Annotated in this window: 14 protein-coding genes; 4 read left to right on the top strand and 10 right to left on the bottom strand. The window is 73.2% G+C overall.

What is annotated here, in order from left to right:
* The first annotated feature begins 122 nt into the window (after positions 1–122).
* The 3 genes from GA0070564_RS18210 to GA0070564_RS18200 all read left to right on the top strand — a co-directional run bounded on the left by GA0070564_RS18210 (position 123) and on the right by GA0070564_RS18200 (position 4184).
* The gene (locus tag GA0070564_RS18210; protein ID WP_141714812.1) at positions 123–1334 is read left to right on the top strand and encodes a glycosyltransferase; all 1212 of its coding nucleotides are present in this window, start codon (positions 123–125) and stop codon (positions 1332–1334) included.
* Between the two features lie 127 nt (positions 1335–1461).
* On the top strand, positions 1462–2595 hold the full coding sequence (locus GA0070564_RS18205; protein WP_176730730.1) for a glycosyltransferase family 4 protein: 1134 nt from the start codon (positions 1462–1464) through the stop codon (positions 2593–2595).
* A complete protein-coding gene (locus GA0070564_RS18200; protein WP_091609870.1) occupies positions 2592–4184 on the top strand; it encodes a hypothetical protein in 1593 nt (530 codons plus the stop codon). The genes GA0070564_RS18205 and GA0070564_RS18200 overlap by 4 nt, the downstream gene beginning before the upstream one ends.
* On the opposite strand, the gene wecB is transcribed toward GA0070564_RS18200, so the two are convergent.
* The 10 genes from wecB to GA0070564_RS29920 all read right to left on the bottom strand — a co-directional run bounded on the left by wecB (position 4126) and on the right by GA0070564_RS29920 (position 15285).
* Positions 4126–5244 carry a non-hydrolyzing UDP-N-acetylglucosamine 2-epimerase gene (gene wecB, locus GA0070564_RS18195; RefSeq protein ID WP_245670100.1) on the bottom strand — a complete coding sequence of 373 codons (1119 nt, stop codon included), beginning with the start codon at positions 5242–5244 and terminating at the stop codon, positions 4126–4128. The two genes, GA0070564_RS18200 and wecB, sit on opposite strands and share 59 nt — an antisense overlap.
* Positions 5245–5299: 55 nt before the next feature.
* Complete coding sequence (locus tag GA0070564_RS18190; RefSeq protein WP_245670099.1) at positions 5300–6406, bottom strand: polysaccharide biosynthesis C-terminal domain-containing protein; 1107 nt, start codon at positions 6404–6406, stop codon at positions 5300–5302.
* A 2-nt stretch (positions 6407–6408) separates the two neighbouring features.
* A complete protein-coding gene (locus GA0070564_RS18185) occupies positions 6409–7449 on the bottom strand; it encodes a polysaccharide biosynthesis protein (RefSeq protein ID WP_091609867.1) in 1041 nt (346 codons plus the stop codon).
* 118 nt (positions 7450–7567) lie between these two features.
* Positions 7568–8758 (bottom strand): glycosyltransferase, encoded by a 1191-nt coding sequence (locus tag GA0070564_RS18180; protein WP_091609866.1) that lies wholly within the window; start codon positions 8756–8758, stop codon positions 7568–7570.
* A gap of 50 nt (positions 8759–8808) precedes the next feature.
* Positions 8809–10335 carry a lipopolysaccharide biosynthesis protein gene (locus GA0070564_RS18175; RefSeq protein ID WP_176730729.1) on the bottom strand — a complete coding sequence of 509 codons (1527 nt, stop codon included), beginning with the start codon at positions 10333–10335 and terminating at the stop codon, positions 8809–8811.
* A 1-nt stretch (position 10336) separates the two neighbouring features.
* The gene (locus tag GA0070564_RS18170) at positions 10337–11281 is read right to left on the bottom strand and encodes an NAD-dependent epimerase/dehydratase family protein (RefSeq protein ID WP_091609865.1); all 945 of its coding nucleotides are present in this window, start codon (positions 11279–11281) and stop codon (positions 10337–10339) included.
* Positions 11278–12285, bottom strand: a complete 1008-nt coding sequence (locus tag GA0070564_RS18165; RefSeq protein WP_091609864.1) for an NAD-dependent epimerase/dehydratase family protein — start codon at positions 12283–12285, stop codon at positions 11278–11280. The genes GA0070564_RS18170 and GA0070564_RS18165 overlap by 4 nt, the downstream gene beginning before the upstream one ends.
* A complete protein-coding gene (locus tag GA0070564_RS18160) occupies positions 12285–13640 on the bottom strand; it encodes a nucleotide sugar dehydrogenase (RefSeq protein WP_176730728.1) in 1356 nt (451 codons plus the stop codon). The genes GA0070564_RS18165 and GA0070564_RS18160 overlap by 1 nt, the downstream gene beginning before the upstream one ends.
* Positions 13641–13642: 2 nt before the next feature.
* Positions 13643–14560: an NAD-dependent epimerase/dehydratase family protein gene (locus GA0070564_RS29925; RefSeq protein ID WP_245670098.1), complete on the bottom strand. Its 918-nt coding sequence runs from the start codon at positions 14558–14560 to the stop codon at positions 13643–13645.
* A complete protein-coding gene (locus tag GA0070564_RS29920; RefSeq protein WP_091609863.1) occupies positions 14557–15285 on the bottom strand; it encodes a nucleotidyltransferase family protein in 729 nt (242 codons plus the stop codon). Before GA0070564_RS29920 ends, GA0070564_RS29925 begins: the two co-directional genes overlap by 4 nt.
* 186 nt (positions 15286–15471) lie before the next feature.
* Here GA0070564_RS29920 and GA0070564_RS18145 point away from each other — a divergent pair, with 186 nt between their 5' ends.
* The gene (locus tag GA0070564_RS18145) at positions 15472–18573 is read left to right on the top strand and encodes a M14 family metallopeptidase (protein WP_091609862.1); all 3102 of its coding nucleotides are present in this window, start codon (positions 15472–15474) and stop codon (positions 18571–18573) included.
* The last annotated feature ends 528 nt before the right edge of the window (positions 18574–19101 follow it).

Genomic DNA, 19101 nt, shown 5'->3' with positions numbered 1-19101 from the left:
GGATTCCCTCGCCGCGGACCGAACCGATCCGATCCACGAGGACCCGTCGTAGCGCTCCCTCGGCCGCCAGGCCGAGTCACCGGGCATTCCTTCGACGGAGGGGGCAGGCCATGCGAGTCGTCGTGACACACGAATCCCGCTACATCAGGACACCCGACGGTCGGGTGTGGACCCAGCACCAGCCCGACTACCCGATCTGGCGGCGCTACCTCACGGTCTTCGCCAGCGTCCGCGTCGTGGCGCGGGTGCTCGACCGCCCGGAGGCGCCGGTGGGCTCCCTGCGGGTCGACGGGGACGGGGTGTCGGTGTGGCCGGTGCCCTACTACGTCGGCCCCTGGCAGTACCTGCGGGAACGCGCCCTGGTCGCCCGGGTGGTCGCCGACTCGGCCGACCCGGACGACGCCGTCATCCTCAGCGCGCCCTCGATCCTCGCCTCCCACCTGGCGGGCGCGCGGCGACGTCAGGGGCTGCCGTACGGGGTGCAGGTGGTGGGCGACCCGTACGACGTGTTCGCACCCGGTGTCGTACGGCATCCGGCCCGGCCGCTGCTGCGTCGGCTGTACCGCGCCCGGCTCCGGGGGGAGTGCGGCGGCGCGGTCGGCGTCAGTTACGTGACCCGGTCGTACCTCCAGGCGCGCTACCCCGCGGCGGACGCGACGCGGATGACGGCCGTCTCCGACATCGAACTGCCCGAAGCGGCCTTCGTGCCCCACCCACGCCGGTACGACGAGCCTTCGCCGGCGCAGGTCACGCTCGTCTCCGTCGGTTCACTGGAGCAGCTCTACAAGGGCATCGACACCCTCGTCGAGGCACTGCCCCGCCTGGCGGTGGACCACCCGGGGATCCGCCTGGTCCACGCCGGCACCGGCCGGATGCGGGACCGGCTGGTCCGACTGGCCGCGGATCTGGGCGTCGCCGACCGCGTGTCGTTCCCGGGCTGGGTACGACCCGGGCCGCCGCTCCAGGCGCTGCTCGACCGGGCGGACCTCTTCGTGATGCCGTCGCGCACCGAGGGCCTGCCCCGGGCGCTGGTCGAGGCGATGGCCCGGGCCCTGCCGGCCGTGGGCGCCCGGGTCGGTGGCATCCCCGAGCTGCTGCCGGCCGACGACCTGGTGCCCCCCGACGACCCGGGGGCGCTGGCCACCGCCATCCACCGGATGCTCGCCGACCGGGTCCGGATGGCCGACGCCTCCGCCCGCAATCTCGCCCGCGCCGGGGAGTACTCCCGCACGGTGCTGGCCGGGCGCCGCGAGCACTTCTACCGGGACGTCCGGGAGGCGACGGCACGGCACGCCGCCACCGGTGTCCGCCAGCTCTCGGCACCACGATCCTGACCGCCGACCCACGACGAGGAGAACTCCCATTTCCACCGCAGAACCGGTCGACATCCGACCGCGCCAGGTCGACCAGCAGCACCGGGAACGTCCGGACCGCCGCCCCCGACCCGTCCGGGTCGTGCACGTGGTCGGCAGCCTCAACCGGGGCGGCGCCGAGACGGTCTCGCTGGACATCTGCCGCGCGGTACCGGCCGACGAGGCACACCAGACGTTCGTCACCCTGGCCGGCTGGACCGGATCGCTGGCCGACGACTTCCGCGCCACCGGCGCCGCCGTGGAGCAGTGTCCGGTGAGTCCGCGGGGGTTCTTCGCGTACCGGATCTGGCGCAGACTGCGGGCGCTGCGGCCGGACGTCGTGGTCGCCCACGTGAGCCTGGCCGGTGCGGTGGTCCTGCTCGCCGCCCGCCTGTGCGGCGTACCGGTGCGGGTGTCGCGGATGTGGAGCGAGGGCGACGGGATGCCGGACAGCCCACCTCGGCGACTCCAGCGGGCGCTGCTGCGGTGGTTGCTGGCCCGGACCGCCACCGACGTCCTCGGGGTCACCCTCGCGTCGCTGCGCTTCGCCGGCGACCGTCCGACCGACCCGCGGTACCGGGTGCTCTACAACACCGTCGACACCAGACGGATCGCCGGCGGCGACCGGGAGGCGGCCAGGCGGCGGTGGAACCTGCCGAACGACGTGCCGGTCCTCGGCTACCTGGGCCGGGCGGCGCCGGAGAAGAACCGGGCCTTCCTCGTCGACGTGCACCGGGCCGCCCGCCGGCACGACCCCGGGGCCCGGCTGCTCGTCGCGGGTCCGGGCGGCGCCGACGACCTGCGCGCGGCGGATCCCGCGATCGGTGCGGACCCCCGGGTGACCCTCGCCGGCGAGGTCGACGAGATCGGCTCCCTGCTGGCCGCGGTGGACGTGCTGCTGCTGCCCTCGCACCGCGAGGGGCTGCCGGGGGTGCTCCTGGAGGCGCTCGCCGCAGGGGTGCCGGTGGTGGCGAACGACCTGCCCTGCCTGCGGGAGATGGTCGGTCTGGTCGACGGCCTGACCCTGGTGCCACTCGCCGCCGGGGCCGACGCCTGGGCCCGGGCCGCGCTCGACCGGGCCGGCACGGACGCGGCGAGCCGCGATCACCTGCGCCGCGCCCTGAACGCCTCGCCGTTCACCCTCGACACCGCCGTACGGCAGTGGCGGGCCCTGTGGCGGGTCGACCGGACCAGCGCCGAGGAACACCGCAGCCCAGTCCCACACCAGGAGAAGACCGCGTGACGGCACCGACCGCCCCACCCCTCGTCCCCGTCCGGACGGCACTGCCCGGCCAGGCCCCGCCCCCTCCACGACGGCGCTCCGCCTCGGACGGGATCATCGCCACGGCCCTGGTGGCCGTACTCGGTCTCGTCCTGGTGCTCTGGGTGCCGAACCTGCGGCACTGGCTCATGGTGCCGTTGACGCTCAGCGGCATGCTCATCGGCGTCGACGTGGTCCGCTGGTTCCGCCCCGGCACGGACGTCTTCGAGCCCCGGGCCTGCGCCGGCCTGCTCGGCTTCCAGTTCCTCTACGTGGCGCCGGTCCTGCACATCTCGCTGAACACGTGGTCCGCCGACATCTACGACGCGCCGTACTGGCCGGACGCGATCGGCGCGTTCGCGGTGCTGAACGTCGTGGGCCTGAGCATCTACCGGCTGGTGCTGGCGGTCCCACGCCGGGCCAGGGGCCGCCGGCAGGGACCCGGCCGCCGACTCAACCCGGGGGCGTTCTATCTCATCGGTACGGTGGCCGCCCTGTTCAGCCTCGCCACCTTCGGCTACGAGGTGGTCATGTTCGGCGGCGTCTCCGGTTTCGTGGCCGCCATGACCGACCGCGTCCACCAACCGGACCTGACCGGCATGGGTTCCTTCATCATCGTCGCCGAGGCGTTCCCCACCATCATCTTCGCGCTCGCGCTGGTGCGGTGGCGCCGGGCGCTGAGCCGCAGCGCCGCCCTGACGATCCTGCTGATGCTGGCGCTGACCCTGACGCAGTTCTTCGTGGGTGGGTTGAAGGGCAGCCGGAGCACCACCCTCTGGCCGATCCTGCTCTGCCTGATCATGATCCACCTCACCGTCCGGCGGATCGGTCGCCGGCCGCTCGCCGTGGTCGCCCTGATCGTCTTCGCCTTCATGTACGTCTACGGCTTCTACAAGAGCGGAGGCGTCGACGCGGTCAAGGAGTTCGGCGCCACGGGCCGGGCCTCGTCGGTCGAGTCCCAGACCGGCCGGGACCTGCCCCTGCTGCTGACCGAGGACCTGGGCCGGGCGGACATCCAGTCGGTCATCCTGTACCGGCAGCTGCACAGCGACTTCGAACCCGTCTCCGGGGTCACCTACCTGTCGGCGGTGCTGCGCTACATCCCCAGGTCGATCAGGCCGACCGGCGTCGAGACGAAGGTCGACGTGGGTTCCCGGGTGCTCTACAACCCGCTGTACACGGCCGGGGAGGGGCCGTCCAGCAAGGTGTACGGCATGGCCGGCGAGGGGATGCTCAACTTCGGCCTGGTCGGCGGCCTGCTCGCCTTCGCCGCGTTCGGTCTGGTGGTCCGCTTCGTCGGTGACTACTACGAGTCCGCCCGGCAGGGCGTCGACCTGGTGCCCAAGCTGTTGGCGCCGATGGCCTGGGCCCTGGTCAACGCCAACGGCGCGGACCTGGACAACCTGCTCGACTTCCTGCTCAAGTACGCCGCGCCGCTGGCGCTCGTGGTGCTGCTGGCCCGGGAGGCGCCCGACCGTACCGCCCGGGACGGACGCCTCGGGCCGGGCCTGCCTATGGCCGGCGTCGGATCCCGGCCCAGTCGTGGTGCCGGCGGACCGTGGACAGGATGAAGTCGACCACCCGGCGCGAGGTGTCGGTGACCCGGTAGTCGACCGGGCAGGGCACCCCGTCCGCGGCGACCTGCGCGGTGGTGACGCGTACCGCCTCCACCACGCCGGCCGGGTCGAGGCCGGTCATGATGATGCCGCCGGCGTCGAGCGCCTCCGGGCGTTCGATCGACTCCCGCAGGGTCACCGCCGGGAAGCCCAGGATGGCCGCCTCCTCGCTGATGGTGCCGCTGTCCGAGAGCGTGCAGTACGCCCGGGTCTGCAGCCGGACGTAGTCGAAGAAGCCGAACGGCTCGTGGAAGGCGATGCCGTCGAGCACGGTGCCGTCCGCGCTGACCGCCTCCAGCCGCTTGCGGGTACGCGGATGCGTGGAGACCAGCACCGGCAGGCCCCAGGTGTCCCGGACGGCCCGCAGGCAGTCCAGCAGGCGGCGCAGCCGGTCGGGGGCGTCGACGTTCTCCTCCCGGTGGGCGCTCACCACGAAGTAGCGGCCGGGCGTCAGCTCCAGCCGGTCGAGCACGGTCGACCGGTCGATGTCCGCCCGGTGGTGCTCCAAAACCTCCCGCATCGGTGATCCGGTGTGCAGGATCCGCCGGGGGTGCAGCCCCTCGGCGAGCAGGTTCCGCCGGGCGTGCTCGGTGTAGACCAGGTTGAAGTCGGCGACGTGGTCGACCAGCTTCCGGTTGGTCTCCTCCGGGACGTTCAGGTCGAAGCAGCGGTTGCCGGCCTCCATGTGGTAGACCGGCACCCGCATCCGGCGGGCCATCAGCGCCGCGATGCAGCTGTTCGTGTCCCCGAGCACCAGCAGCGCGTCCGGCCGCAGCTCGTCGATCGCGGTCTCCACCCCGGTCAGCACCCCACCGAGCACCCGCCCCAACGACGTGGTGTCCACCCGCAGGAAGCGGTCGGGCTCGCGCAGCCGCAGGTCGCTGAAGAAGACGTCCGACAGGGCCGCGTCCCAGTTCTGCCCGGTGTGGACCAGGGTGTGGTCCACGGTGTGGTCCAGGCGATCGAGCACCCGGGACAGTCGGATGATCTCCGGTCGGGTACCGACCACCGTCATCACCCGGGTCATAACGCACCTCCGCGTCGTACGGTCGATCCGGTCGGTGACCTGGTCACAACGCGGCCGGCACCTCGGTGACGGGCTCGGGGCAGGTGTCCGGTCGGGCCGGGTCGAACAGCTCGTTGGTCCAGAAGAGGGTCAGCAACTCGTCGTCGCCGGTGTTGGTGATGTCGTGCGCCCACATGGTCGGCATGTCCACCACGACCGGGTTCTCCCCGCCGACCGGGAAGCGGTGCACCTGCCGGTGACCGACCCGGCGCAGCCTGATCTCGGCCCGCCCGCGCAGCACCGCGAACCGCTCCACCTTGGCCAGGTGGAAGTGGGATCCGCGGGTGACGCCGGGATGGCTGGTCGAGCAGAAGGTCTGCCCCGCCCCCCGCGACCGGACCGTCTCGACCAGGTCGCCCCGGTGGTCCGAGCGGCGTACCAGGGGCATCGGGCAGCCGGTGGGGAACAGGTGCGACCGGTAGGTGTTGAAGAGCCGGACGTCGTGCCGGTCCGGCAGGGCCGGGATCTCGGCGCCCCGGTAGGTCGCCGCGAAGTCGGCCAGCCGGTCGGCCAGGGCGCGTACGCCGATCCGCAGGGCCGGCATCGAGGCGTCCCACGTGCCGGTGGGCGGCGCGTCGAGCAGGCGGGCCGCGGCGTCGGTGACGTGGACCAGGTCCAGCTCGCGGTCGTCGTGCACCTCGGGGGCGCCGCCGTCGGCGAGCAGCCGGCAGAAGGTGGCGGTGACCGAGTTGTAGAACGGCCGCCCGTGCTCGCCGTACAGGTTCGGCAGGTGGACGTCGACGAGCTGGCAGCCGCCCGCGGCGCCGGCCAGGATCGCCGCCGCCGCCGCCTTCGAGTCGCCGTAGGGGGTGCCGTTGCCGGCCTGGGTGGAGTTGGCGTACACCACGCTCTTCGGCGGTTCCGCGCAGCGGCGCAGCGCGCGGGCGAGGGCCTCGGCGAGCGCCGTGTTGCCCGTCGCCACCTCCTGCGGGGTGCCCCGGTTGACACCGGCGAGGTGCAGCACGCGGTCGACCCCGTGGAGCTTGCCGGCGGTCACGGCCGGGTCCGCCAGGTCGGCGCGGCCGATCAGGGTCGGCGCGGGCCAGCCGAGCGCGCGGACGAGCACCTGGGCGTGCCAGCCGAGGAAACCGTCGGCTCCGGTGAGGGCCACCCTCACGGCGTCAGGGCCCCGTCGCGCAACGCCAGCTCCGCGCGGACCTCCGGCAGCGTCCGCAGCAGGGCGACGATCTGCGGTACGTCGAGACGCGGCGCGTTGGCGGAGGTGAAGTCCTCGGTGTCGCGTACCCCGAAGTCGCCCTCGGTGACGTACGGCGCGTAGTTGAGGTCGCGGGCGTCGACCGGGACCCGGTAGAAGTCGCCGAAGTCCTCCGCGCGGGCCAGCTCCTCGCGGCTGGCCAGCGTCTCCGCCTGCTTCTCACCGTGCCGCACGCCGATCACGTCGTACTTGGCCGGGACGTCGAAGAGCTGGCACACGGCGGTCAGCAGGTCACCGATGGTGCAGGCGGCGGCCTTGCGGACGAAGACGTCACCCGCTCGGGCATGCCGGAAGGCGTGTTCCACGAGTTCGACCGATTCGGCCAGCGACATCAGGAAGCGGGTCATGCCGGGGTCGGTGACGGTCGGCACGGCGCCGGCCCGGACCTGCTCGATGAAGAGCGGGACCACCGAGCCACGGGAGTACAGGACGTTGCCGTACCGGACGCAGGAGACGACAGTGGCGCTGCGCGGGTCGTTGCGGGCGTGCGCCTGGGCCACCTTCTCCATCATCGCCTTGCTCATGCCCATGGCGTTGATCGGGTGGACGGCCTTGTCGGTGCTGAGCACCACCACCGACCCGACACCGTTGCGGGTGGCCGCCTCGATGACGTTCCCGCTGCCGAGGATGTTGGTGCGGACCGCCTCGAGCGGGAAGAACTCGCAGGACGGCACCTGTTTGAGCGCCGCGGCGTGGAAGACGAAGTCCACCCCCCGGGTGGCCCGCAGCACGCTGTCGTAGTCCCGGACGTCACCGATGTGGTAGCGCACCCGGTCGTCGCCGATCGTGCGTCGCATGGCGTCCTGCTTCGCCTCGTCCCGGCTGAGCACCCGCACCTCGGCGACCCCCCGGTCGAGCAGACGTCGGGTCATGGTCCGGCCGAACGATCCGGTGCCGCCGGTGATCAGGACCCGGCGTCCCGCTGTCGTGGCGTCCATCGGTGACTCCCCCTGCTCCACCGGTCGGCTCCGCGCCTGCCGGTCGTGTCGACGCACCCTCCGGATCAACGAGGTCAGCCGGAGTAAGAAACGCAAATGGGACTAATCACCGCGCCCCTCACGGCCGCCCGACCGCGTCCAGGAACGTGCCGAGCGGCTCGGCGTAGGCCCGGAAGTCGAAGGACCGGATCGCCTGCCGGCGGGCCGCCGCCCGCATGTCGCCGCGCTCGGCGGCGCCGAGCCGCAGCGCCCGGCCCAGGGCCTCCCCGAGCGCCTGCACCGAGTTGTCCCGGCAGACCAGACCCTCGACCCCGTCGGTCAGGTAGCGGCCCAGGTCGCTGGTGAGGTTGGCGATCACCGGCGTCCCGTTGGCCAGGCTCTCCGCGAACTTCGTCGGGAAACCGGCCCGGGTGAACCGTTCCACCGGACGCACCAGAACGCTGAAGTCCGCGGCCTGCAACGTGGCCGGCACCTCCTGCTGCGGCAGCCGCCCCAGCACCCGCACCCCGGGCGGGAGCGGCCCGCCGCCGAGCATCCCCGCCACCTGCTGCGGGCCGGGGCCGATGATCCGCAGCTCGATCCGCCGGCCGGTCGGGTCGACCCGCTCGACCGCCCGCACGATCGTGGCGAGCAGGTCCTTGCGGCCGGGGTCCCCCGCGTACGCCAGGCGGAGCCGGCCGTCGTCCCCCGGTTCCCCGACGGCCAGCGACCGCACGTCGAGCGTGGGCGGGATCCGCAGCACCGGGCGGCGGTGCCGCCGGTAGTGCTCGCCGAGGTACGAGCTGATCGCGATCACCCCGTCGCAGCGGGCGTAGTGGTAGTTCAGGGCGAGCTGGGCGCTGAGGTACTGCGGCCCGAGCCGGCCGCCCGGCACCTGCTTGGGGCTGTACCACTCGACGACGTCGACCACGAGCGGCACCCGGTTGCGGCGGCACCACCGCCGCAGGTGCGCCGCGTAGGGCGTCTCGCCGCCGTAGAGCACCACGTGTGACGGGCTCGCCGGCTGGGCGTCCAGCCAGCGCACGGTCCGGGCGCCCCAGGTGACCCACCAGCGCAGCGCCTTGTCGACCTTCGCGGCGCCGGGTGGCGGAATCTCGCCCAGACCTAGGTAGGAGACCGAGCCCGGCCCGTCCACGTCGGTCAGCGGGGTCAGCGCCGGTCCGTGCTCCCCGCTCGCCACCACCACGTGCCGACCCGCCGCGGCCAGCGAGCCGGCGATCCCGTACACCCGGCGGGAGCTCGCCTGCCCCCACGGGAAGAGGAAGGGTCCGACGATGGCCACCCATCCCGGCCGCCCGGTCACGTCCATCGCGATTCCGCCCCGTTCCGATGTCGACGCCTGCGCGTCCCCTGTCCGGCTCAACGACCCAACCCGGGTGACGACACCGCCGCGCCCCGCCGCCCGGCGGCCTGCGGGCGGCGGTGCCGGCCGCCCCGCCGCCGACCCGCCGGACCCGCACCGCCGTCGGCGGTCGGGCCCGCGCCCTCGTACCGGGCGAGCGTGCGGCGGTAGCCGTAGATGCCGGCGGGGAGCACGGTGAGCGCGTACGTCACCGCGCCGACGAACGGCACGGCCACCAGCCCGTACGCGCCGGCGGCGTACCACTTGGCCGCCACGGAGACGACGAGGTAGAGGACCAGTCCGACCAGTTGCGGGCGGAGCACCCCGGCGGCGTTCTGCACCATCATCAGCGCCGAGAAGGCGCCGAGCAGCAGGAACCACAACGCGAGCCCGGCGAGCAGCCAACGGGTCTCGCCGAGCGACACCGGGAGCCAGGCCGCGAAGATCCAGTCACCGGCGACCACCAGGCAGACCGCCGGCACCACGGTGGCCAGCACGGAGAGGGTGACCATCCTGCGCACCATCCGCCGCACCCAGGCCAGGTCGCCCCGGGCCAGCGCGTCGCCGTTGGCCGACCAGAGCGGTAGGTTGATCATGGTGACCATGATCCCGAGCAGCGAGGCCACCTTCGCCGGCACGGCGTACGCCGTGACGCTCTGCGGCCCCAGCGTGTGCGCGACGATCAGGTTGTCGACGTTGTAGGACACGCTGGTCAGGATCGTGATCAGGAAGAACAGCCCACTGAGCCGCAGCAGCGACGCCGTCCGCCGCCGGTCGACCGCGCCGAGTCGGGGGCGCAGCCCGGGCATCCGCCGGCCGTAGACCCAGACGCTCGCCGCGACGTTGGCCAGCAGCGGTCCCGCCGCCGTCGCGACGACCACGGCCAGCGGCGGCAGCGCGCTGTGCACGACGAGCAGGACCAGCGGGACGGTGACCAGGGCGCCCGCCCCCTGCCACAGGTTGCTCGCCCCCACCTGCTGGTACGCGTACTGCACCCGGACGATCAGCGACAGCGGGATGTTCAGCAGGAACGCGGTCAGGCAGACCAGCACCACGTCCCGGGTCTCCCCCGCGCTCACCGCCCCCGCCACGTTGAACACCGACGTCCACGGCACCAGTCCGGCCAGCAGCCACAGCAGCGCACAGGCCAGCGCCGCCACCGCCGTCAGCAGCGCGTACGCGGTGGAGACGTAGCCGCGCGCCCGGGCCGTGTCCCCGTCGGCGTAGCAGGGGGCCAGCTTGGTCATCAGTCCGGTGCCCAGGCCCAGGTCGGCGAAGGTGGCCATCCCGGTGAGCGCCAGCACCGCCATCCAGAGCCCGTAACGCTCCGCGCCCAGGCGGTCCAGCGACACCGGGATGAGCAGCACCGGCACCAGGAGGCCACCCCCCTTGGCCAGCCCCGCGGTGACCACCCCGGTCAGCAGCCGACGACTGCGGGCCGAACCATGGTCGAGCGGATCCGCGGTCGGCTCGCCGGCGGACCCTACCGCCGCGGCCGGCCGGGCGGGACGCGTCGCGGTGGCCCGGTGGCGCGACGTCGCCACGTCAGTGGTTGACGGGCAGCAGCCCGGACATCCAGTCGACCGTCGACTCGAGTGCCGCCCGCAACGGATACTGGCGCGCGTCGGGGAAGAGTTGGCGCAGCCGTGCGTAGTCGGCCTGCGAGTCCCGGACGTCACCGGGCCGCACCGGCCCGTACTCCACCGTCAGGTGGCGGCCCAGCACGGCCTCCAGCTCGCCGATCAGCTCCAGCAGCGAGATCCGCCGGCCGAACGCCAGGTTGACCACGTCCGGGGCGTGCAGCCGGCGCACGATCGCGTCGGCGATCACCCCGGTGACGCTGCCCACGTAGGTGAAGTCCCGGGTCTGCCGACCGTCGCCGAGCACGTGCAGCGGTCGCCCGTCCAGGGCGGCCGAGACGAACCGGGGCACCACCGCGGCGTACGCGTGGTCGGCGGGCTGCCTCGGCCCGAAGACGTTGAAGAACCGGAACGGCAGCACGCGCAGACCGAAACAGGCGGCGTACGCCCGCGCGTACGACTCGGTGGCGAGCTTGGAGACCGCGTACGGGCTCACCGGCATCGGGCGCTGCGTCTCCTGGCGGGGCAGCACGGGATGGTCCCCGTACACCGACGACGAGGAAGCCAGCACGATCTGCGGGACACCGTGGCGGCGGACCGCCTCCAGCACGGTCAGGGTGCCGGTGGCGTTGGCGTGGTGGCTGCGCATCGGGTCCTCGATGGAGCGCGGCACCGAGCCCAGGGCGGCCAGGTGGACCACCGAGTCCGCGCCGACGACGGCCTCGTCGAGCAGGTCCGGGTCCAGGATGGAGCCGACCAGGAGTTCGACGGAGTCGTCCGGGAGGTTGTCCAGGGAGCCGGTGGAGAGGTCGTCGACCACCACGATCCGACTCACCCCGGGGGTCCCGGCCAACTCGCGTACCAGGTTGGAGCCGATGAAACCGGCTCCGCCGGTCACCACGACCTTCATGACGGTGTCCCTCCGTGCGGCGCCTCGGCCCGGTCGGGCGCGCTGGCGAACCAGCCCCGGTACCAGTCGAGGGTGCGCCGCACACCCTCCTCCAGTGGCACGGCCGGCTCGAACCCGGTCAGCTGTCGCAGCCGGGTCAGGTCCGGGCAGCGCCGCCGCACCGAGTTGGCCGGCGCGGGCAGGTGCACCACGTCCGGCGCCACGCCGGCCAGCCGCAGCACCAGCTTCGCCAAGTCGGCGATGTTGGTCTGCTCGCTGTCGTTGCCGATGTGCACGATCTGCCCGGCGGCGGCCGGGACGCCCATCAACCGGACCACCGCCTCCACCGCGTCGTCGACGTGGCAGAAGGCGCGGAACTGGTCGGCGCCCCAGATCCGGAACGGGTCCTCGCCGGCCATCGCCCGCAGGGCCATCTCCGGGATCACGTGGTCGGTCCCCATCCGCGGGCCGTAGACGTTGTGGAACCGGCCGACCACCACCTCGCAGCCCCGGGCCCGGGCGCCGTGCAGCAGCAGCGCCTCGCCGGCCAGCTTGCTGATCGCGTACGCCAGCCGGGGCGAGGACACCTCGGCGATGGTGACCGGTACGTCCTCCGGGGTGGGCACGGGCACCAGCCCGGCGTCCACGCCACCGGCGTACACCTCGCTGGTGGAGCTGAAGAAGATTCGCGGGCCGGGGCGGAGCCAGTCCACCAGGTGCGCCGCGGTGAGCGTGTTGACCCGCAGCACCCGGGCCGGATCGGCCTCGACGTTGCGCACCCCGACCACGGCGGCCAGCAGGTACACCTGGTCGACGTCGTCCGGCAGCCGGTCCCACGCGGCCGGCACGGTCAGGTCGGCCGAGCGTACGTCCACCGCGCCGGTGTCCCGCAGCCCGGCGATCCGGTCGTCGTCGCGGCCCCGGGAGAAGTCGTCCACGACGGTGACCGCGTGGCCGTCGGCGACCAGCCGCTCGACCAGGTGCAGTCCGATGAACCCGGCCCCGCCGAGCACCAGCGCGCGCATCAGGCCGGCACCGTCGCGCTCGGGGCCGGGCGGCCGGCCGGTCGGGGGGCGGGTGGCACGCCGTCGGCGGGCAGGTAGCCGATGCCGGCGTAGCGCACGCCGGCCGAGCGGACTGCCGCCTCGTCGAAGATCCGCCACGAGTCGAAGACCAGCCGCACCGGCGTGCCGGGCAGCAGCGTGCCGACCGGGAGCGCCCGGTAGTCGGGGTGGTCGTTGAGCACCAGCACGGCGTCGGCCTCGGCGAACGCCTTGTCCAGGCTGGTGGGCTGGCCGCCGTGCCGGGCGATCACCTCGTCGGTGACCATGGGGTCGTGGCCGAGCACGGTCAGGCCGGCGGCGGCGAAGACCGGCAGCATCGTGGTCACCGGGGTGCCCCGCATGTCGTCGGTGGCCGGCCAGCCCTTGTACGCCCAGCCGAGCACCGCCAGCCGGACGCCGCGCAGCTCGCCGCGGTCCTGGCGCAGCAGGTGGAGCACCCGCTCGGCGACGTGCACGGGCAGGTGCTCGTTGAGCCGCCGCGCCGCGCCCACCAGGAAGGGCGGGCGGTCCCCGGCGCTCTCCATCAACAGGTACGGATCCTTGGAAAGGCATCCCCCGCCGACGTAGCCGGGACGGCTCAGGTCCGGCCGGGGGTAGTCCAGGTTGGCGGCCCGGATCACCTCCAGGGGGTCCAGCCGGTGCGTCTCGGCGATCAGCGCCACCTCGTTGCCGTAGGAGTAGATCAGGTCGGTGTGGCAGTTGTTGGCGAGCTTCACCAGCTCCGCCGCCTCCAGACCGGAGACCGGCACGAGCTGGCGGGCCAGCCCGGCGAAGAACTCCAGCCCCGCCTCCAGGCTCGCGGCGTCCCGGCCGCCGACCACCTGGGGCAGCTCGACCAGTTCCCGCAGCGCCTGCCCCTGGATGGTGCGTTCGGGCGCCATCACCAGCCGTACGTCGTCGCCCCACGCGGCCAGCAGCGGTGGCAGCACCACCGCGCGGCTGGTGCCGACCGGGACGGTGCTGCGGACCACCACCAGGGTGCGCGGGTCGCAGTGCGCGGCCACCGCCTCGGCGGCGGCGGCCAGGTTCTCCAGCCGGGCCCGGTGGCCGGCCGGGTCGACGGGGGTGGAGACGCAGAGCACGACGGCGTCGAGGTCGGCGGGGAGGTGCTCGGCGACGTGCAGCGTGCGGCCGATCCGCCGGCGCAGCACCTCCTCGATGCCGGGCTCGAAGAGGTGCGGCCGGCCGGCGGCCAGCGCCTCGCGGACCGCCGGCTGGGTGTCGACGCCGTGCACCTCGTACCCCTTGTCGGCCAGCGCGGCGGCGAGGGTCACGCCGACGTAGCCGAGCCCGACGACTCCGATCCTGTGGTACACGCTTACTCCTTCGGCAGCGGAACGTGGGCGAGGTCGCCGACCTCGCTCCAGATGGCCTTCACCGTGTCGGTGAGGTCGTACGAGGGGGCCCAGCCGAGACCGCCGGCGGCCCGTGAGACGTCGGCGCAGATCCACGGCACGGCGGCGGTGCGGGCGGCGCCCGGCGCGGGGGCCGCCTCGGTGACGACCCCGGAGAACCCGGCGGCGGTGGCGAGCATCCGCACCGCGTCCCGGATCCGCACGGCCCGTCCACTGCCGACGTTGAAGACCACGGCGGGCAGGGCCGGCCGGCGGACGGCGGCCCGCACGGCCAGCGCCACGTCCCGCACGTCGACCAGGTCGCGGTGCGCGTCGAGGGAGCCGAGGGCGATGCCGGCCTCGCCCCGGGCCAGCGCGCCGCGCAGCAGCCGGGCCGCCCGGCCGAGCACGCTCTGCTCGGGCAGGCCGGGGCCGATCGGGTTGAACACCCGCAGCACCACCCCGTCCAGCAGGCCGGCGGTGACCGCCAGCTCCACCAGGCGGGTGGCGGTCAGGTGGCTCAGGCCGTACCCGCCGACCGGGTCGACCGGGTCGTCCTCCCGGACCGACCGGCCGACCGGGGTCGGGCCGTACTCCCCGGCGGAGCCGATCCGGACCAGCCGGGCGGTCGGGGCGGCGGAGCGGAGCGCCTCGATCAGCTTCGCGGTGACCAGCGGGTGTGCCCGGACGAACTCCAGCTCGGTGCCGTCGAGCCGGCCGGTGCAGTTGACCACCGCGCTCGGCCGCGCCCGCCGGACCAGGTCGGTCAGCTCGGGCAGGCTCGCCTCCACCAGGTCGCACTCGGCGCGACGGGGCAGGATCAACGTCGCCTCGTCGGCCAGCGCCCGCGCCACGTGCCGGCCGAGGAAGCCTGCGCCGCCGAAGACCAGGACCCGGCTCACCCGGCGCCGCCGACCGTCGCGGGCAGCAGCGTCGAACGCAGGTCGTCGAAGGTCCGGTTGGCCTCGTCGTAGTCCTCGGGCCGTCCGATGTCGAGCCAGTGCCCCTCGAAGGGGTAGTCGGCGGGGTACTGCCCCTGACCGATGAGGTCGAGCATCAGCTGGTCGAAGCCGAACGGCCGGCCGACCGGGTAGCCGGCGACGGCCTTGGCGGAGAGCCCGTAGACGCCCATGCTGACCCGGTAGTCGAGGGTGGGCTTCTCGGTGAACTCGACCACCCGGTCCTCGGCGACGGTGAGCACCCCAAAGTCGATCTTCACGCTGCGCTGGAAGGTCGCCACGGTGACCGGCGCGCCCGAGGCCATGTGGGTGTGCAGCAGGTCGGCGTAGTCCAGGTCGGTGAGGATGTCCCCGTTCATCACCAGGAAGTGCTCGGGGAGCCGGTCCAGGAGCCCGAACAGCGGCCCGACCGTGGACAGTGGCACCCGCTCCTCGGTGTAGTCGACCCGGAGCCCGAACCGCTGGCCGTCGCCGACGAAGGCACGGATCAGCGAGCCGAGGTGGTTGATCGCCAGGATGGCGTGGGTGAAGCCGCGCGCCGCCAGCTGGTGCAGGACGATCTCCAGGATGGCGTAGCTGTCCCCGATCGGCACCAACGGCTTGGGCAGCGCGGTGGTGTACGGCCGCAGCCGGGTACCTCGTCCACCCGCCATGATCACCACATGCATGGCGCCCCCTCTCCCGGTTCGGGCCGCGACGCACCACCGGCGGTCCTTCGGCCCACGCCATGGCTAACGGAGCAAATCTGACTAAGTTGCTGCAAACCGCCGACATCTCCGCTTGATCGGTCCATTGACATGCATGCAACTCCCCGCAAGGCTCGCGCTACAGGTCCTTCCACCGAAGGGGGCGCGATGAGGCGCAGACGGCTGGCGATCGCCGGCGTGTTCACACTGGTCGGCGCGTTGGCGTTGACCGCACCGGCCAGTGCAAGACCACCGTCCGATCCGGCCGCCCGCGACGGCCTCGAGGTGTACGTCGGCACGGTGGACGCGCAGCAACTGGGCAAGCTCCGCGCGGCGGGGGTCGACCTGGGGCACGACGCGGTGCAGACCACCGCCGGCGGCGCCCGGGTCGAGACGGTGCTCAGCCGCCGCGAGGCCCGGCGACTGGCCGGCCAGGGCGTCCCGCTGAGCGTGAAGAAGGTCGACGGAAAACCCGCATCCCAGCTGCTGCGCGAGCAGGCCAGCGCCGGGTGGAAGGCGTTCCGCTCGTACAGCGAGCCGGGCGGCATCCGCGACGAGCTGACCGCCACCGCGGCCCGCTTCCCCAAGCTGGCCAAGCTGGAGACCATCGGCCGCACCGTGCAGGGCAAGCCGATCCTCGCGGTCAAGGTGACCAAGAACGCCGGCAAGGTGCCCGACGGCACCCGCCCGGCGGTGCTCTACTCCAGCACCCAGCACGCCCGCGAGTGGATCACCCCGGAGATGACCCGGCGGCTGCTGCACCACTACCTGGACAACTACGGCACCGACCCGGAGGTCACCTCCCTGGTGGACACCCGGGAACTGTGGTTCCTGCCGGTGGCCAACCCGGACGGCTACGACTACACCTTCACCCCGGGCAACCGGCTGTGGCGCAAGAACCTGCGGGACAACAACGGCGACGGACAGCTCACCGGCGTCGACGGCGTGGACCTCAACCGCAACTTCGCCTACAAGTGGGGCTACGACGACGAGGGCTCCTCGCCGGACCCGTCCAGCGAGACCTACCGCGGCACCGGGCCGAACTCGGAGCCGGAGACCAAGGCGCTGGACCGGCTCTTCAAGCGGGTCGGCTTCAAGTTCCTGATCAACTACCACTCCGCCGCCGAGCTGCTGCTCTACGGCGTGGGCTGGCAGGTGAGCACGCCCACCCCGGACGACGTCATCTACGAGACGATGGCCGGCGACGACGCCCACCCGGCCGTCCCCGGCTACGACCCGGACATCTCCGCCGAGCTGTACACCACCAACGGCGACACCGACGCCCACGCCCAGGTGCGCTACAAGACCCTCGGCTTCACCCCCGAGATGTCCACCTGCCAGACCGCGTCGGCGTCCGACCCCGACGACCAGTGGGACCCGGCGGACTGCGTCAGCGGCTTCATCTTCCCCGACGACGAGAAGCTGATCTCCGCCGAGGTGGCCAAGAACCTGCCGTTCGCCCTGGCCGTGGCGAAGTCGGCCGGCGACCCGGACGACCCGGCTTCGGTGGTCGGCCGCAGCACCCCGGACTTCGTGGTCGACTCCTTCGACACCTCGTACGGCCGGACCCAGCAGGTCGCCACGATCGCCCGGCGCGCCCTCAAGGACGTCCGGATGCACTACCTGGTCAACGGCGGCCGGCCGAAGACGGTCAAGGTCCGCGAGTGGCGCGGTGGTGAGCGCTACGGCGACACCAACGACGACTACTACGCCGAGCTGCGCGGCACGGTGACCGGCACGAAACCCGGCGACCGGGTGGAGGTCTGGTTCACCGGGGTCAAGCCCCGCAGGGGCCCGGTGGCCAGCGACCACTTCACCTACCGGGTGCACACCGACGTCGGCGGGGACGTACTGGTCCTCGCGGTGGAGGACACCACCGGCCTGAGCCCGGCGCAGAACAGCCCCACCGCGAAGTACGCCGACCAGATCGCCGCGTCGGTGACGAAGGCCGGACACCGGGCCGACGTGTACGACTTCGACGCGATGGGCCGCCGGGCCCCGCACCCGCTGGGCGTGCTGTCGCACTACAAGACGGTGATCTGGGAGACCGGCGACGACATCATCCCCCGCTCACCGGGGCAGGTCGGCGGCACCGCGGCCCGGGCCGCGCTGGACACCGAACTGGCCGTCCGCGACTACCTCAACGAGGGCGGCAAGGTCCTGGTCAGCGGCAAGTACGCGCTCTTCGCGCAGGGCGCCAACGGCTCGTACGTCTACCGGCCGGACGCCCCGCCGGAGTGCACCGACCCGAACGACGTGGCCTGCCTGCCGCTGCTCAACGACTTCCAGCAGTACTACCTGGGCGCCTACAACTACGTCAGTGACGGCGGCACCGACCCGGACGGCAACCCCTACCCGGTACGCGGCTCGGCGGGGGCCTTCACCGGCTTCACCGGACAGCTCAACGCCGCCGGATCCGCCGGCAACCAGGACCACACGGCGTCCTTCCTGACCACGTCGAGCTTCCTCAAGCCCGAGCAGTTCCCGCAGTTCGCCAGCTCGGCGGCGGTGGACTGGGTACGCCCCGGCGGCGCCCCGTTCGACCCGCACACCGGCGACTGGTACCTCTACAGCGACCGGGCCGACCAGTCGTACAAGCGGCTCACCCGGACCGTGGACCTGACCGGGGCGAGCAGCGGTGAGCTGCGCTTCTGGACCTCGTACGACATCGAGCAGAACTGGGACTTCATGATCGTCGAGGCGCACGAGGTGGGCAGCGACACCTGGACGACGCTGCCGGACGCCAACGGGCACACCGGCACCGGCACCGGGGAGAGCTGCCAGTCGGGCTGGGTGGCACAGCTGCACCCGTTCCTCGGCCACTACCAGGGGGCGGACTGCTCGCCGACCGGCACCACCGGCACCTGGAACGCGGCCACCGGCGCCTCCGGTGGCTGGCAGGAGTTCGCCGTCGACCTGTCGGCGTACGCCGGCAAGCAGGTGGAGGTCTCCATCTCGTACGTCTCCGACTGGGGCACCCAGGGCCTGGGTGTCTTCGTGGACGACGCGCGGGTGATCGCCGACGGCGCGGTGGTCTCCCAGACCTCGTTCGAGACGCCCGACCTGGGCGGCTGGTCGGTGGCCGGCCCGCCGGCCGGTTCCGGCGCCGCCGCCAACGACTGGTCGCGAAGCCAGCAGGCGTTCTCCGAGGGCGCGGCCGTGGTCACCACGGACAGCGTCTACCTCGGCTTCGGCCTGGAGGGGCTGGCCCCGGCCGCCCGGGACGACCTGGTCGCCCGGTCGCTGAAGCACCTGGCCGCGAAGCCGTAACGCGGGACCGGCCACCAGGGTGCGCCGGCGGTGTCCGCACCGCCGGCGCACCTGGCGCCAGTCGGGCCGAAGGGGCCGGTCGGGCATCTAGGGGCCCGGTCGAGCCCCGTCAGGCCGTCGAGCCCAGCCCGGCCCGACGAGCCCAGTCCGGGCCCGTCGAGCCCAGCCCGGCCCGACGAGGCCGTCCAGGCCGGGACGGCCTGGCGCGGCCGGGAACAGCCGCTCGGCGGGCGCCTCGTGCGGTGACCGACCTACGCCCGGCACCTACCTACCGCCGCTCCCTTTGCTCTGCTGCCGCCGACGCGACAGTGCGCCCGGCTCGCCGCCCACAGCGCGGTCACCCGTGGTGACTGTCGCGCGGAGGGCAGCAGAGCAAAGGGGCACGGAGAGCTGTGCCGGCCGACGCCCCGGGCGCGACATTCACCACCGCCCCGGCCAACCTCCGGGCGCGGCCTCCACCGATACCCCGGTCGTCGGGGCGCGGGCCCGGCGGAGGGATCGGCCGACAGCGGGTGCCCGGAGAGCTGC

Origin of the sequence: Micromonospora mirobrigensis (genome assembly GCF_900091555.1) — a bacterium.
Taxonomy (GTDB): Bacteria; Actinomycetota; Actinomycetes; order Mycobacteriales; family Micromonosporaceae; genus Micromonospora; species Micromonospora mirobrigensis.
This window is presented reverse-complemented; position numbering and strand designations above follow the sequence as displayed.

Bases quoted from the DNA above. Each gene is read 5' to 3' on its own strand.
- wecB (WP_245670100.1), bottom strand. From the start codon at position 5,244: ATGACGGTGGTCGGTACCCGACCGGAGATCATCCGACTGTCCCGGGTG.
- GA0070564_RS18185 (WP_091609867.1), bottom strand. From the start codon at position 7,449: ATGGACGCCACGACAGCGGGACGCCGGGTCCTGATCACCGGCGGCACC.
- GA0070564_RS18180 (WP_091609866.1), bottom strand. From the start codon at position 8,758: ATGGACGTGACCGGGCGGCCGGGATGGGTGGCCATCGTCGGACCCTTC.
- GA0070564_RS18170 (WP_091609865.1), bottom strand. From the start codon at position 11,281: ATGAAGGTCGTGGTGACCGGCGGAGCCGGTTTCATCGGCTCCAACCTG.
- GA0070564_RS18165 (WP_091609864.1), bottom strand. From the start codon at position 12,285: ATGCGCGCGCTGGTGCTCGGCGGGGCCGGGTTCATCGGACTGCACCTG.
- GA0070564_RS29920 (WP_091609863.1), bottom strand. From the start codon at position 15,285: ATGCATGTGGTGATCATGGCGGGTGGACGAGGTACCCGGCTGCGGCCG.
- GA0070564_RS18145 (WP_091609862.1), top strand. From the start codon at position 15,472: ATGAGGCGCAGACGGCTGGCGATCGCCGGCGTGTTCACACTGGTCGGC.